This is a genomic window from Methylobacterium sp. PvP105 (genome assembly GCF_017876975.1).
Lineage (GTDB): Bacteria > Pseudomonadota > Alphaproteobacteria > Rhizobiales > Beijerinckiaceae > Methylobacterium > Methylobacterium radiotolerans.
This window is the reverse complement of sequence record NZ_JAGIPA010000001.1, coordinates 1,166,667-1,181,000: the sequence shown is the minus strand read 5'-3', so window position 1 is coordinate 1,181,000 and position 14,334 is coordinate 1,166,667. Positions and strand designations below refer to the sequence as shown.

General features: G+C 69.4%; 15 protein-coding genes. 5 read left to right on the top strand and 10 right to left on the bottom strand.

Annotation, left to right across the window (positions count from 1 at the left end):
* Positions 1–39: 39 nt before the first annotated feature.
* The 9 genes from J3A75_RS05535 to J3A75_RS05495 all read right to left on the bottom strand — a co-directional run bounded on the left by J3A75_RS05535 (position 40) and on the right by J3A75_RS05495 (position 8,270).
* Positions 40–465 carry a Crp/Fnr family transcriptional regulator gene (locus tag J3A75_RS05535; protein WP_051475904.1) on the bottom strand — a complete coding sequence of 142 codons (426 nt, stop codon included), beginning with the start codon at positions 463–465 and terminating at the stop codon, positions 40–42.
* Positions 466–638: 173 nt separating this feature from the next.
* Entirely contained in the window at positions 639–881 is a 243-nt protein-coding gene (locus tag J3A75_RS05530; RefSeq protein WP_209649779.1) for a hypothetical protein, read from the bottom strand.
* Positions 878–1,354 carry a hypothetical protein gene (locus tag J3A75_RS05525; RefSeq protein WP_209649776.1) on the bottom strand — a complete coding sequence of 159 codons (477 nt, stop codon included), beginning with the start codon at positions 1,352–1,354 and terminating at the stop codon, positions 878–880. The genes J3A75_RS05530 and J3A75_RS05525 overlap by 4 nt, the downstream gene beginning before the upstream one ends.
* Before the next feature lie 114 nt (positions 1,355–1,468).
* Positions 1,469–1,606, bottom strand: coding sequence for a hypothetical protein (locus J3A75_RS05520; protein ID WP_209649774.1), 138 nt, complete (start codon positions 1,604–1,606; stop codon positions 1,469–1,471).
* A gap of 186 nt (positions 1,607–1,792) precedes the next feature.
* The gene (locus tag J3A75_RS05515) at positions 1,793–2,443 is read right to left on the bottom strand and encodes a BON domain-containing protein (RefSeq protein WP_209649772.1); all 651 of its coding nucleotides are present in this window, start codon (positions 2,441–2,443) and stop codon (positions 1,793–1,795) included.
* Positions 2,444–2,507: 64 nt separating this feature from the next.
* Positions 2,508–2,855 (bottom strand): DUF1476 domain-containing protein, encoded by a 348-nt coding sequence (locus J3A75_RS05510; protein ID WP_012317426.1) that lies wholly within the window; start codon positions 2,853–2,855, stop codon positions 2,508–2,510.
* 104 nt (positions 2,856–2,959) lie between these two features.
* Complete coding sequence (gene mgtA / locus J3A75_RS05505) at positions 2,960–5,548, bottom strand: magnesium-translocating P-type ATPase (protein ID WP_209649770.1); 2,589 nt, start codon at positions 5,546–5,548, stop codon at positions 2,960–2,962.
* Between the two features lie 39 nt (positions 5,549–5,587).
* Entirely contained in the window at positions 5,588–6,847 is a 1,260-nt protein-coding gene (locus tag J3A75_RS05500; RefSeq protein WP_245364363.1) for a S41 family peptidase, read from the bottom strand.
* A gap of 166 nt (positions 6,848–7,013) precedes the next feature.
* Positions 7,014–8,270, bottom strand: a complete 1,257-nt coding sequence (locus J3A75_RS05495; RefSeq protein ID WP_245364364.1) for a bifunctional aminoglycoside phosphotransferase/ATP-binding protein — start codon at positions 8,268–8,270, stop codon at positions 7,014–7,016.
* Here J3A75_RS05495 and J3A75_RS36405 point away from each other — a divergent pair.
* The 5 genes from J3A75_RS36405 (at position 8,238) to J3A75_RS05475 (ending at position 13,277) form a co-directional block, all read left to right on the top strand.
* Complete coding sequence (locus J3A75_RS36405; protein WP_245364365.1) at positions 8,238–8,624, top strand: hypothetical protein; 387 nt, start codon at positions 8,238–8,240, stop codon at positions 8,622–8,624. The two genes, J3A75_RS05495 and J3A75_RS36405, sit on opposite strands and share 33 nt — an antisense overlap.
* A 215-nt stretch (positions 8,625–8,839) precedes the next feature.
* Positions 8,840–9,241 carry a DUF6455 family protein gene (locus J3A75_RS05490; RefSeq protein WP_209649764.1) on the top strand — a complete coding sequence of 134 codons (402 nt, stop codon included), beginning with the start codon at positions 8,840–8,842 and terminating at the stop codon, positions 9,239–9,241.
* Positions 9,242–9,326: 85 nt separating this feature from the next.
* Positions 9,327–11,936, top strand: coding sequence for a cation-translocating P-type ATPase (locus J3A75_RS05485; protein ID WP_070998477.1), 2,610 nt, complete (start codon positions 9,327–9,329; stop codon positions 11,934–11,936).
* A gap of 67 nt (positions 11,937–12,003) precedes the next feature.
* Positions 12,004–12,300, top strand: coding sequence for a hypothetical protein (locus tag J3A75_RS05480; RefSeq protein WP_070998475.1), 297 nt, complete (start codon positions 12,004–12,006; stop codon positions 12,298–12,300).
* Between the two features lie 116 nt (positions 12,301–12,416).
* A complete protein-coding gene (locus tag J3A75_RS05475; protein WP_070998473.1) occupies positions 12,417–13,277 on the top strand; it encodes a universal stress protein in 861 nt (286 codons plus the stop codon).
* Between the two features lie 273 nt (positions 13,278–13,550).
* On the opposite strand, the gene J3A75_RS05470 is transcribed toward J3A75_RS05475, so the two are convergent.
* On the bottom strand, positions 13,551–14,243 hold the full coding sequence (locus J3A75_RS05470) for a helix-turn-helix domain-containing protein (RefSeq protein WP_070998471.1): 693 nt from the start codon (positions 14,241–14,243) through the stop codon (positions 13,551–13,553).
* Between the last annotated feature and the right edge of the window lie 91 nt (positions 14,244–14,334).

The window sequence follows — 14,334 nt, the reverse complement described above, 5'->3', positions numbered from 1 at the left end:
CGACCTGTTCGGTCAGGGCGTCGCGCGCTCCGGCCTGAGTTAGGCGGGGTCGAACTCGGCGACCTCCGTCAACCCATTCCAGTCTTCGATGGTGATCCACCGGCCTCGCCACGACATGAGGTTGGCCGAGGTAAGCCTTTTCACGATACGGTTCGCATGGACCGACGTCAGGCCGAGGGCGCTGTCGAGTTCCGTCTGCGTCAACGGCATGTGAAATCTGGACGCCTTGGCCAAGCCGGCGGCTGCCGCCCGCGTGAAGAGTTCGCAGACCAGGTGCGCCATCCCCTCGTACGCTTGGCGATGGCCGGCGTTCAGGAGCCAGCGACGGGCCGTGGCCAATTCGACGACCGTTTCGATCTGCACCATGCGGCCGATGCGCGGATGCCGCTCCATGAGGCGTTTGAAGGCATCATGCGGGATGACGCCGATGCGACAGGAGGTGAGCGAGGCGACCACATGATCCATCCGCCTCGGCGGATCCGATGCCGGTTGGACATCCGTCGGGGCAGGCCAAAGCAGGCTATCGTGGTGCGGACGGCTTTCCCGCGTCTCCACACTACGCCGAACGCCACCGCGGGCTGGCTTGACGGTCAGGATCGATTGCATGGCTTGACCGGGTTCCAACCCAATATCGGCAGTCACTGACGCTCACTGTCCTCCACCTCGCAGATACGATCCGCGTTTCCGCCATCGCCGACGAGAAGACGATTCCCGGTATCTGCAGGCTGTATCCATCGGTACAGGAGTCGGTCGACTTCGCTCGCCCAGGCCAGCGGGAGGTCGAGCCAGAACGTGCGCCAGAGCGTCAGCAAGGCATTCTCGGCGAGGTCGAACTCCGAGGACGGAGGGCGCGCCGGAAGGTCCGACGACCCGCGCGTCATGACTTGATCCTTGCCTCGACGCGGCTGACGTGAGCGACCCGGAAAGTGCGCTCGGTTCCGTCGCCGGCATCGCGGATCGAGACGTACTCGCCTTCGACGAGGGCATGGGTACCGAGGCGATAGCCGGGCTCGTCGTCCTCGTCGGTGCGGTCGTCATAGTCGATCAGCCAGGTCGCGCCGCCCTCGCCGCCGGCGCGGTGCACGAGCCGGCCATGCCGGTCGCGCTCTCTGATCCAAAACCGGCGAGCGCGGCAATGGTCCCGGGTTTCCCGCCATAGCGCCGCGTCGAGGCGGCCGTCCGGTCCGAGCGGTGCCACGATCTCGTAGCCCCGTCCGCCGCTGCCGTCGGGATGCTCCGGGCAGCGCGCCAGGGTCAGGGTCACGCGCTGCAGCGTGGCGGGCGCGCTCGGTTTGCCCGTACGCGGTCCCACCCCCGGGGCGATGGTGTCCGCTCCATGCGTTCCTTGAGCCATTGCGAGCCTCCTCGTTTCAGGACGATGTGCGTCTCGAGAAACCGGACGCAGAGCACCTGTCAGGCGGATCCTCGATGTGGCGCCACCGCCGTGGCGCAAACGGAGGGTCCGGCGTCAGCGCAGGCAACCGGCACAGATGCCCCGCGTGACCGCATCGTCGCGCTCCTGTTCGCGCGTCCGCCGCTGGATGTCGCTGCCCGGCCCGAGGTAGAGCTTGTCCGGCCTCGGCACCGTCTCGCCGCTCTTGGTCACCTATTCGGAGCGGCTCGATGCAATCCGGTTCAATCCCGAGCCGTCGGCGTCTTGTCCCAGCACCGGCGGCGGAACACACAGGCCAAGGAGGATCCCCGCAACGCCGAGCGGGAGGGATAGCCGCTCAGCCTTCGTCTCCATCGTGGCGCCGCCGCGAGAGCATGTGCCGTGGAACATGGTCTCTCCTCAACTCAGGGCGACGATGCGGTCCTCGACGGCACGCACGCCCGGGACCGACCAGGCAGCCCGTTCGGCGGCGTCCCGCTCCGCCCAGGCCGACACGGCGCCCTCCAACGTGACCTTGTCGCCGGCGACGGTGACCTTGATCCCGTCGGCCTCGAACATGACGCTGCGCCTGAACGCCTCCAGGATCTTGTCCTTGACCGCCGTCGGCGAAACCCGCGGCCTGACCTCGACGAGGTTCGTCACCCCGTGCACGCCCGACAGCTTCCGGACCGCCGCTTCGGCGCCCGCCACTTGGTACTGCCAGTCCACCGTGCCGGTCAGCGTGACCCAGCCGCCGGCGACCTTAACCTGGATGGCTTGCTTCGGGAGGTGCACCGACCAGTCGATGATGGCCAGGGCGCGGGCGGCGATCTGGTCGTCGGCGACCTTCTTGTCGTCGGCGTAGCGGACCTCGATTTCCTGGGCAATAGCGCGCAGGCCCCGAACGCGGCGAACGGCGCGCTCGGCCTCGACCTTCTCGGCGTAGCTGCCGACGTGGCCGGTCAGGGTCACGACGCCTTTCGAGACGGCGACGCCGATGGCGCCTGCGTCGAGGCTGGGGTCGAAGTCTAGCTCGTCGAGCACGTCGCGGCGCAGATCCTTGTCGGTCATGGCATCCTTCCTCATGGCATGTGTCCAATCGGTGCGGGGTGGCTGCCGGGTAATCCTGCGCGGCCTAGACGAAGGTGCCTTGATCCAGCGCAACCTCGACGCGCCGCTCGGCCTGCGCCAGCGCGGCGCACCGGGTCATCTCCGTGCGCAGGCGATCTACCGTCGCCTCGATGCCGGCGGCCTTCAGGTCGGATTGAAGCCTCGCGATCAGCGTCTCGTCGTTGGTCACGACCGCGCCCTCGGCGAAGGACATGACGTAACCCTCGGCCGCCGTGCCGGTTAGGCGCATCCGCTCACAGGCCCAGGTCGCCAGGAGCCGATTGCGCCGGTTACGGGCATGGAAGCGCGCCTCCTCCTCCTGGACGAAGCGGCGCTCGGCGGCCCGCTCGCGCTCGTCGAACGTCGTGGTCATTGAAGCCTCCAACCCGGTGCGGCGCCGGACCGTACCGGCGGCCGATCAGCTATTGTTCGACCGGTCCCGGCGGCCAGCCTTGAGGCAGATCAAGCTCACGGACGTCAACCCTGAATGCGTCGCCGCGGGCGGACGACCCATGGCTTCACGGCCTCGACCGCCGCTAAGTACGCGAGGGTGATCAGCCCGATGGCGAACAGGATCGGCAGGTCTGGGACCTGGAAGCCGAACCAGCTTCCCAGCGGCGAGAAGGCAAGAGCCAGCGCGGCCGCGAGTGCGGCGAGCGATGAACCGGCCAGCGCCGCGCTCGCACGGTCCTCCCAGGGACGCCCGCTCGTCCGGATGACGAAGATCACCAGGATCTGCGTCGCCATCGACTCCAGGAACCAGGCCGTGCGGAACTCCTCGGCCGAGGCGCCGAAGACGAGGAGCAGCACACCGAAGGTCAGGAGGTCGAACAGCGACGACAGGGGCCCCATCACCGCGGCGAAACGGAGTACGGTCGCGATGTCCCAGACCTGGGGCCGGGCGGTCGCGGACGGGGCCACCCGGTCGAACGGGATGCCGACCTCTGAGAGGTCGTAGAGCAGGTTGTTGAGGAGGATCTGCGTCGGCAGCATCGGCAGGAATGGCAGCGCCACCGAGGCGACCGCCATGGAAAGCATGTTGCCGAAGTTCGAGCTCGCCCCCATGCGGACGTACTTCAGGATGTTGGCGAAGGTCCGCCGTCCCTCCTCGACGCCGTCGGCGACGACCTCCAGGTCGGAGGCGAGCAGGATCATGTCGGCGGCGGCCTGGGCCACACCGGTCGCGCCGTCGACCGAGAGGCCGATGTCGGCCTGCGCGAGACCCGGCGCGTCGTTGATGCCGTCGCCCAGGAAGCCGACGACGGCGCCCTTGGCCTGGAGCGCGCGCACGACGCGCGCCTTCTGGTCGGGCGTCAGCCGCCCGAAGGCGTCCATCTTCCGGACCCGCACCGCGAGGGCCGCGTCGCTGAGCGCCGCGACCTCGGGGCCGGACAGGACCGTGCCGGCATGCAGCCCGACGAGGCCTGCGAGCCGGCGCACGACCACAGGATCGTCGCCGGACAGGATCTTCAGGCGCACGCCCGCCCGCGCGAGCCGCGCGATGGCGGCCGCCGCCGTGGGTTTCGGCGGATCGGCGAAGGCACAGAATCCCTCGAAGACGAGGTCGACCTCGTCCGCGGCCTCGGGCGGTGTCACAGGCCCGGACCAAACCCGCGTGGCGACGGCGATGCTGCGCAGTCCGTCTTCTGCCAGCGTCCGGACCTGCCCGAGGGCCTCTTCGCGCGCAGCAGGGTCCATCGCTTCCGTCCGCTCGACGGCACGGCGCGCGGTGCACAGCGCGAGGACGGCTTCCGGGGCGCCCTTGAGGATCAGCAGCGTCCCTTCCGGTCCCGGTGCGAGGACCGACCCGGTGCGGCGCCCGTAGTCGAACGCCCTACGGCCGGAGAGGACCCACCCCTGCCCGGCGTTCGGATAAGCGTTGGCCAAGGCGGCGTCGAGCGAACCACGGTCGCCGCCGAGGTCGGCGGCGACGGCCGCGAGCTGCGCCGGCCGCGCATTCTCCCGGCCCGCCGGGTCGAGGCTGCGCGCCAATGCGATCTCGGCGGAGGTCAACGTCCCGGTCTTATCGGTGCAGAGCACGGTCATCGCGCCGAGGTCGTGGATGGCGGCCAGGCGTTTCACGATGACCTTGCGCGCCGCCATGCGCAGCGCGCCCCGGGAGAGCGTCACGGTGGTGACCATCGGCAGGAGCTCCGGGGTCAGGCCGACGGCGAGGGCCACGGCGAACAGGAGCGAATCGAGCACCGGCCGGCCGAGGACGACACGGAACGCCAGGACGGCGAGCACCAAGCCGATGGTGAGCCGTGCGACGACGAGCCCGAACGCGTGCAGGTCGCGCTGGAAGGGCGAAGATGCCTGAGCCTCGGCCAGCATTGAGGCTGCCGCGCCGAACATCGTGGACCGACCGGTCGCGACGACGAGGGCGGTCGCCTCGCCCGTCTGGGCGACGGCGCCGCGGAAGAGGGCGTTCGAGGCCTCAGCCGGCTCGGAGGCCGTCACCGGTCCGGGGCGCTTCTCGACCGGGTAGGGCTCACCGGTCAGCGCGGCTTCGGCAGCCGTGAACGCATCGCTCTCGATGATGACGGCGTCTGCCGGAACGATGTCGCCGGCTCGAACGCGCAGGAGGTCGCCCGGGACCACCTGTTCCACCGGGACGGTGACGAAGCGGCCGTCGCGCCGTACTTCGGCTTTCAGCGCCACCGCGTGGCGCAGAGCCTCCGCGGCCCTCGTCGCATGACCCTCCTGCACGGTGTCGAGACCGACGGACAACTCCAGGATGGCGACGATGATCGCGCCTCCGACGACGTCGCCGGTCGCCACCGACACGAGCCCGGCCGCGAGCAGGATCAAGGCGAGCGGTTCGAGCAGGCGGCACAGCACCGCTCGCAGAGCGCCACCGGCCTGCGCACCGGCGTCGCTGTTCGGCCCGTAGCGTTCGAGCCGGCGCGCCGCGTCGGCGGAGCCGAGCCCGTCGAGCCCGCACCCGAGCTCGGCGCAGAGCGCCTCGGATCCGCGCGTCCAGAAGGTCGCGGCGGACACGGAGGGCGGCTGGTCCGGCAGCGAGGAGATGTCCCGGGCGAGGACCGGGATCGCTGTCATTTCCATGGGTGCAGGTCCATCGCCTTCCGCTCATGACGGACGACATCATCGGCGGGCGATGGGGTCGTTGCGCTGGATCAAGCCGCCGCCCTGGCCGGCGGCCCGTAGGTACTTCAGGCCGGCGGTCAGCTGCCGGTCCGGCGACGGGTCGATAAAGCCATCCTCCACGATGCCATCCTGCATTGACCCGCCGCTCCCGTACGGCCTCTCCGACGGCCTTCCGTTATTCTCCGCCGCGGTTGCGTCCTCCGGCACTACGCCGTCGGGCTCGATGCCGTTGCCTTCCACGCGGCGGCCTGCGGGCGTGACGACCCAGGCCGTGGTCAGCCGCAGACCGCGCCCGTCCCGGTGCGCGTAGGTGGTCTGAACGGCGCCCTTGCCGTAGGTGCGCGTGCCGATGACGGTCGCGCGTCGGTGGTCCTGCAGCGCACCGGCGACGATCTCGGCCGCGGAGGCCGTGCCGCCGTCCACGAGCAGGACGAGCGGAAGTCCATCGATCAAGTCACCTCCGGTCCCGTCCAACGCGAACCGCTCGACCTTGTCGGGACCGCGTCCGACCAGGCGCACGATCTCACCGTGCCCAAGGAAGGCTCCGGCCACCGCGACGGCCTGCACAACAAGGCCGCCTGGGTTGCCGCGAAGGTCCAACACGAAGCCGCGGAGCCGGTCCCGGCCAATGCGGGCCTTCAGGGTCTCGACCGCGCTGACCAGCCTGCCAGTGGTGAACTCGTCGAAGTGATCGACACCGACATAGGCGATGGCATCCAGGACCCGTATGCGGACCGGGTGCAGTGGCAGCCGTTCCCGTGTCATGATCACGTCGACCGGGGCAGGCGCCTCCATTTGCACGACCTGGAGGCGCACCGTGGAGCCCGGCTCGCCCCGCAAGCGCTCGGCGACTTGGTCGACCCCGAGGCCTTCGACGGCGTCGCCATCGATGCGCTCAATCACGGTTCCGGGCTTCAAGCCGGCTCGCGCCGCGGGGGCGCCGGGAAGCGTGCTCCGAACCCGCCCACCTGCCTCGACTTCCACGCCGATGCCGACGTAGCTCCCGGTATTCTGCTCATCGAGCCGGCGAAACTCGGTCGCCGTCAGGTAGCGTGAATGCCGGTCCAGAGAGGCGACCATCCCGGCGATGGCCGCGTCGACCAAGCGGCTGTCGGCTGGCATGTCGACCGCTCGTGTCCGGACGACGTGGAACGCAGCCCCGAAGGCGAGCAGGTCCCGATACGAGGACTCGCGCGCACGGTCGGGCCAAACGACGGCATCGGGTGAGGCCGGCGTCACGAGGGCCGTGCCGACCATCCCGGCTAACCCGGCCAACCCGACGATCAAGCACGCGACACCGCGACCGGGCGTTGACCGGTCGCGTGCCGGCTCGCCTTCGGTCGATCTGAACGGCATCGTCTGGCCCGGATTGCTGATGTGCCTTCAGGGTGGCTATGCGCGTCTGGCATCGCCTTGACGTGCGTCAACGGACGCCGGTGCGCGCCCCTCTCGACCGTCCCTGGCCGGATCTCGGGGCCGCCTGAGGAGGACGGGCGGTCGGCTGCCCCGTCACGCCGACGCTCCCGTCGAGAGACAGGACAGTGGAGCGCAGGATGTCCAGCGGCAGGTCTGACTGAAGACGATGCCACGCGAGCGCGCCGCAACCGTTTGCGACCTGGGCCTTCAGGACTGCCGCCGTCGCGTCCGATGGGTCACCGACGCGCTTCTCGATGCGGCTTGCGAGCGTGGCGGCCGGCGCTTCCAGCCAGACGCCGAGGAACCCGGCATCAATGTCCCGGGCGACCGCCTCGATGCCTTCCCGTTCCGCAGGGCGGTCGAAGACCGCATCGGCGACGGCGCAATGGTCCACGGCCAGAACTCGTGCCGCCTCCGACCGCAGGATCTCGTAGACCCGACGTGACACGGCGGGAGCATAGGCCGATGCCGGCAGCCGCGTGAGGGCGTCGACGCCAAGCAGGCGCTTGCGGATGCGGTCGCTCGACAGGATCCGGGCACCCGGGGCCGCCCCGATCCATGGGGCAACTGCGACCGCGACGGTCGACTTGCCTGAACCGCTGAAGCCGCCGACTGCCAGGACGACGACTGGCTTGTCGGTGAGCAGGCTCTCCGCGAGGACCAAATAGGCTTGCGCCTCGGCCGTCTTCTCGGCGGCGGCATCGCCGGTTCCATCCGCCGCTTGCGCCGCGGTGACGTGGGCGCGGATCACCGCGCGCAACGCCATCAGGAACGGCAGCAGCCCGATCCCGTCGGTCTCGTCCGCCAAATCGAGGTACCGGTTGAGGAGGAGGTTGGCGAGGTCGAAGCGGTCACGGTGCCAGAGATCCATGAGGATGAAGGCGAGGTCGTACAGGACATCGGTCGTCGCGATGGTCTCGCTGAATTCGATGCAGTCGAACGGCGTCGGTCTTCCCTCGAACAGGCAGATGTTGCGCAAGGTCATATCGCCGTGGCAGCGGCGGACCTTGCCGGCCGTGCGGCGCGCATCGAGCAGGGGGGCGTGCCGCGCCAGGTGCGACCGGAACCGCGCCGTGAGAGCCTCCGTCCCCTCGGCCGTGAGGAGCCGCATTGATCGGAGGGCGGCCTCGTTCATGTCGACGAGCGTCGCCATGGCGGCGGCCCCGCCTTCGTCCTGGTGGATCTCCGCGCTGGCATGGAAGGTCGCGATGACCTGCGCGAGCTCCGCGACGTGGCTGGGTTCGAGGCGGCCGTCGCGCGCCATGACGTCGAACAGGTCCGCCTCCGGGAAGCGACGCATCTCCACGACGGCGTCGACGAGATCTCCGGCCCCGTCGAAGGCCAGTGTCCCGCCCGGGTCGTTCGTGATCCGCCGGGCTCCGAGATAGAGCGCGGGAGCCGTGCGCCGGTTGAGCGCGACCTCCGCCTCACAAGCCGCGAGCCGGCGCTCGGGCGTGGAGAAATCGAGATAGGGGAAGCGGACCGCGCGCTTGAGTTTGAACACGCGGTCCCCAGCCAGGAAGAGCTTGGAGATGTGCGTGGTCGCGGTGTCCACCTTTCCCGCGCACGCCAGGCAGCGTGTCAGGAACTCGACGACTGCGTCCTGATCCACGGCTGACATGCGGGTTGATCCTCGGGCAGGGCGATCTCGGAAACTGCGCGATCTGACAGCGACGCGTCGCGGTGGTCAGACCTCGTGGGGGCCCGCGAAGGTGCGGGCCGCGAGGCTGCCGCGCCGACCGTGATATCCGCCCGGGCCGCTCTGTCGGCGTTGAGATGGGTCAAGGAAGCCGCGACCGCCGTGGGGCACGCAGGGGCTTTCAGGAGGCCTCAATGGCTGCACCCGCCGACAGACCCGAACCGTTCGACCCGTTCGGCATCGCCGCCTCGATGACCGAGTGGTGCTGCCTGTTGAAGGCGGCCCGGGAGCTCAGGGACATCGACGCGGAGATGATGGAGACGATGATGGAGGCCGACGTCGTCGCCTCCGTCACTCCGTCCCCGGAAGCCGCCGCGAAGGTCTGCAGCGTCGCGAGGCTGATGCGAAGCCTCAACCTCGACCCAGAGGCCGTGCGGCGGCGTGAGCCCGAGGTCATGCGGGCACTTGAGGCGGCCTGCCTGGGCTGCTCGGAGCGCAGCCGGTGCACGCGCGAGCTGTGGTCCGGGAAGGCCGCCGACACATACCCGGAGTTCTGCCCGAACGCGGCATGCCTCGACCGGCTGCGCCATGCTTGAACCGGCCTTGGCCATCGAACCAGCACCGTTCGACGCGCAGGTCGCGGCGCATCGTGCCAGGCCGGGAGCGAAGCAAGCCCACGCCATGCCGGTCGGGGACGTTCCCGGGCGCTTCGGGACGAGCCTGCACGCGGGCTTGACGGGAGCGGAGGCTCGGCGCCGGCTCTCGTGGGCGGGTCGAAACGTTATCGCCCCGAAGGAGCCGACCGGCGCGCTCGTCCTGTTTCTGCACCAGCTTGCGAGCCCCGTCGTCTACCTGCTGGCTGCGGCCGGGGGACTGGCGCTCTACTTCGGCGATTGGCGGGAGGCGGTCGCGGTCGTAGCGGTCCTCGCCGTCAACACCGGCCTCGGCTTCTTCACCGAGCTGCGGGCGGTGCGGTCCGTCGAGGGATTGCGGGCACTCGGGACGCACTCGTCTCGCGTCCGTCGAGACGGGTACGTCCGGGTGCTGGCAGCCGAGGATCTCGTCCCGGGCGACATCGTGCTGGTGGAGGGCGGGGATGCGGTCCCAGCAGACATCCGGCTGGTCGAGGCTTCCAACCTGGGCGCTGACGAGTCGATGCTCACGGGCGAATCCGTGCCCGCGAACAAATCGGCGGACCCGGTCGCTCCGGACGCGCTCCTGGCCGAGCGCTCGTCGATGCTCTTCCGAGGAACATTGATCACTCGCGGCAGCGGTACCGGTATCGTCGTGGCGACCGGCGCCGAAACCGAGCTCGGCGGCGTCTCCCGCCTCGTGGAGCAGGCTGAACCGGAGAGATCACCACTGGAGCGTCGCCTGGAACACCTGTCCCGGCAGATGGTCTGGCTCGTCCTGATGGTGGTCGTTCTCCTCGCAGGCGTCGGCGTAGCGACCGGGAAGGATCTCCGCCTGATGACCGAAGCCAGCATCGCACTGGCGGTCGCGGCCATTCCGGAAGGGCTGCCCATCGTGGCGACCCTGACGCTCGCGCGCGGAATGTGGAGGATGGCGTGCAGGAACGCGCTCATCCAGCGACTTTCGGCCGTCGAGACGCTCGGGGCCACGACCCTCATCCTGACCGACAAGACGGGCACGCTCACCGAGAACCGGATGACGGTGCGGCACCTGTCGTCGCCCTCGGGCGATTTGCCCGTATCCGAGGGAGGCTGCGACGCGTCCAGCGAAGCCCAACGCCTGCTCCGCGTCGCCGTGCTCTGCAACGATGCCGCCCTTGGAGCAGGCGTCCGAGAGGGCAGCGGCGACCCGACGGAACAGGCGCTTCTGCGTGCGGGTCGGTCCGCGGGCCTCGACCGCGACGCCCTCCTGCACGAGTGGCCGAAGGTGAAAAAGCACGCCTTCGAGGCGGACACCCGCATGATGGCGACCGTCCACCCTTCGGGTCCACGCTACTGGGTGGCGGTCAAGGGCGCCCCCGAGGCCGTGCTCGCCGCCTCGCGGCGCACCGGCGTTGGGGAGTGCGACCGCCTACTCGACCACAACGACCGCGACCTGTGGCGGCGACGCGTCGAGGATCTCGGCGCACGAGGCCTGCGGGTCATCGCCTGTGCCGAGAAGATGGCGGACGACAGGGACATCCATCCGTTCGAGGACCTCACGTTCCTCGGGCTGGTCGGGTTGGAGGATCCCGCCCGGGAGGACGTGCCGGCGGCGTTGGCAGCCTGCCGCGCTGCCGGCATCCGCGTCGTGATGGTTACCGGCGACCACGCCATCACGGCGCGAAGCATCGCGTGCGCAATCGGGCTCGCCCAACCAGAAGACCGCGTTGTGGAAGGGGCTACCGCGGGCGGCCTGCCGAACGGACACGAGGACATCGCGGTCTTCGCCCGGGTGAGCCCGGTCGAGAAGCTGGCGCTGGTGCGTGCCTACCAGGACATGGGTGAGGTGGTCGCCATGACCGGTGACGGCGTCAACGACGCTCCCGCGCTGAGGCAGGCGGACATCGGTGTCGCAATGGGTCTACGGGGGACGGACGTGGCGCGCGAGGCCGCCGCAATGGTCCTCCTCGACGACGCGTTTCCGACCATCGTCGGCGCGATCCGGGAAGGGCGGATCATCTTCGACAACATCCGCCGGTTCGTCGCCTACCTCCTGGCCTGTAATTTGAGCGAGGCGATGGTGGTCGGGCTGGCGGTCGTGTCGACGTTGCCGTTGCCGATCCTGCCTTTGCAGATCCTCTACCTGAACATCGTCACCGACGTCTTCCCGGCATTCGCGTTGGCGTTGGGAGAGGGTCGCGACGACATCCTCCAGCGGCCGCCGCGGGACCCCAAGGAGCCCATCCTTGGGCGAAATCAATGGGGCTGGATCGTCCTGCACGCCGGCGCGATGACGGCGTCGACCTTCGGCGCCTTGGCCGTTGCCGAGCTCTGGCTCGCCTTCGACCGAGCGTCGATCGTGACGGTCACGTTCCTGACCCTAGCCTTCGCGCAGCTCTGGCAGGTGTTTAACATGCGCGCCTCCGGTTCGAAGTCCTGCCGGAACGAGGTCATGCGCAATCCCTGGGTCTGGGCCGCGTTGCTCCTGTGCACGGCGCTCCTCGTCGGACCGACCTACCTTCCTTCCGTCGGCACCGTGCTCGGCCTCGCCCCTCTTGGCTGGAACGGCTGGGCAGTCGTTCTATCGGCGAGCCTCGCGCCGCTCCTGGCCGTCCAATTCGCGACCCTGGTCGCAGGAGCAATCAAGCAGTCCGCGCGCGAGGGCCGATCCGTTTAATGTCCGATGAACTCGACACCAGCGACGGGGGCATTTTTGCGAGCTTTCACACTGGAGCAGGATAGCGATGGACCCGATTGCGGCGGATTGGGATGCACGGGTCGAGCGGCTGGCCGGTCGCCTTCCCGCGCGTCTGCGCGATGCGGTCACCTGGCTGAGAAAGCCATCGCGGCGCCCGGTGCGGCTTGCGGCGGCGCTCGCGCTGATCGGAGGCGGCCTGCTGTCGTTCCTGCCCATCCTTGGCCTCTGGATGCTGCCACTTGGCCTCGCCCTCCTGAGCGAGGACGTTCCGTCTCTGAAGCCGCGGCTTGAGACGCTCGCCAGGGCGGTCGAGCGCGCCGTTTCCCGATTCCGGAAGCCATGACCGAGCCGGCTGCAAATGACTGGCCGCGGTCGTCGGAAGACCCGGCGTTGCGCTGGATCAAGGTAGGTCCGCCGCTACGATGAAGACTTAGCCGACAAGGCAGCCCGGACCCCTCCATGGCCCTCCCATCCTCCTCCCCCCTCGCAGCATTCCGTGACATTCTGGTCGCCGTCACCCAGGAGGGCCGCGGCGACGAGCCCGAGACGGCGCTCGGCTATGGCCTCATGCTCGCCGCCACGGCGGGCGCCCAGCTGACCGTGCAGTCCGCCGCCCGCCGTTTGACCATGGTCGGCGGAGCGGGTTTGGGGTTCGTCAACGACCTCGTCGCGGGCGAGAACCGCCGCCTGCGCATCCTGGCCCAAGCCGTGGCCGAACGCGTCGCCGGGGACGCAGCGAGGGCGGGCGTGACCTGTACGACCGAAGCGCCCGCGCTCGCCTACCCCAACCTGGTCGCGCGGCTAACCGCCCGCGCCCGCCTCGCCGACCTGACCGTCCTGGATGCCGAGACGCGGGAGGTGGATCTCGATCGCGACCTGATCGACGGGGTTCTGTTCGGGAGCGGTCGTCCGCTCGTCGTCGTGCCGACGGGCCGCTCGGCGTTCTCCGCGCGGCGGGTCGTCGTTGCCTGGGACGGAAGCGCACAGGCTGCCCGGGCCGCAAACGACGCGCTGCCGTTCCTGCGCGCGGCCGAGGCGGTCGAGATCGTATCGGTGGTCGGCGAGAAGGACTTGTCGGCCTCGGCCGCCGGCGTGGAATTCGCGCCGCACCTCGCGCGTCATGGCGTGAACGTTTCGGTGAACGTCCTGCCTGTCGTCGCTGACGTTGCGGAGACGCTCAGGGCTCAAGTTGGACTGTTCCGCGCGGACATGCTGGTGATGGGAGCCTACCGACACTCGCGCCTGCAGGAATGGTTCCTCGGCGGCGTGACGCGGTCGCTCCTGACGCGAAGCCCGGTACCGCTGTTCCTTGCCCATTGACCGATGGCGCGGCAGGCGCGCCGCGAGCGCTGATCCCTCCGCCGCCCGGGGACATCCGCCCTTCAGTCCGATGCCCGCACCCTGCATCGGCCAGCGGGGAGCTTCGCCCGACAGGCCCGGATTGCCAGAGGCATCCACAAGTCCGTTGGGCATCGCCTCCATTGCGGTCCGACGAAACCGGGCGTGCGCTGGGGCAGCTCAGCCAGAGGAATTGCAATCGCGAGGGCTGCGGCGGAACCGTGTTTCGACACCTCCTCGGTGGCAGTTACCCCTTCAGTCCTCGACCACGCGGCGGAGGCGGGCACGTCGCAGGATGACCTGGCGGCCGCCGACACGCCGCAAGGCTCCGTCCTCCTCAAGCTGCGAGAGCGTGCGCGAGACGGTCTCGATGGTCAGGCCGAGGAAGTCGGCGATATCGCGCCGGGTCATCGGTAGGGCGAACGTCCCGGTGCCGCCCAGGCGCTCGTCCACCTCCATGAGGAAAGTCGCCACGCGCTCCGCCGCCGAGCGGCGCCCGAGCAGCAGCATGTGGTCCTGGGCGTGCCGCAGGTCGTTAGTGGCCATACCCCAGAGCTGGCAGGCGACCTCGGCACTTCCAGTCGCGGCACGCTCGACCTGCCGCCGCTTGAAGATCAGCACCTTGGTATTGGTCAGGGCCTCGGCGGTGTGACGGTTGCACGCGCCCTGCTCGAACCCGAACAGGTCGCCGGGCAGGTGGAAGCCGGTGATCTGGCGGCGGCCGTCGCTTAGCACCTTGTGGGTGCGCACCGCGCCGCTGATGACCTTGTAGACGAACTCGGCTTCCTCGCCCTCGCCGTAGACCTCCTCCTCGCGGGCGTAGGAGAAGGGCGTACCGATGAACTCGGGGCAACCGGCGAAAAGGACGCTTTCGTTGATGCCTGGGACGGAAGCGGAATGGCCGACCGGCACCCGGGTGGACGTCCGTGCCGTGTGCTCGGTGCTCATCGGTTCGCTCCTCACCTGCGTCGGTGGGAGGAGATTGGCGGCGGTCGTGGATCGACGAAATTCCGGTCAGTCTCTTAAGCGGGTCCGCTTA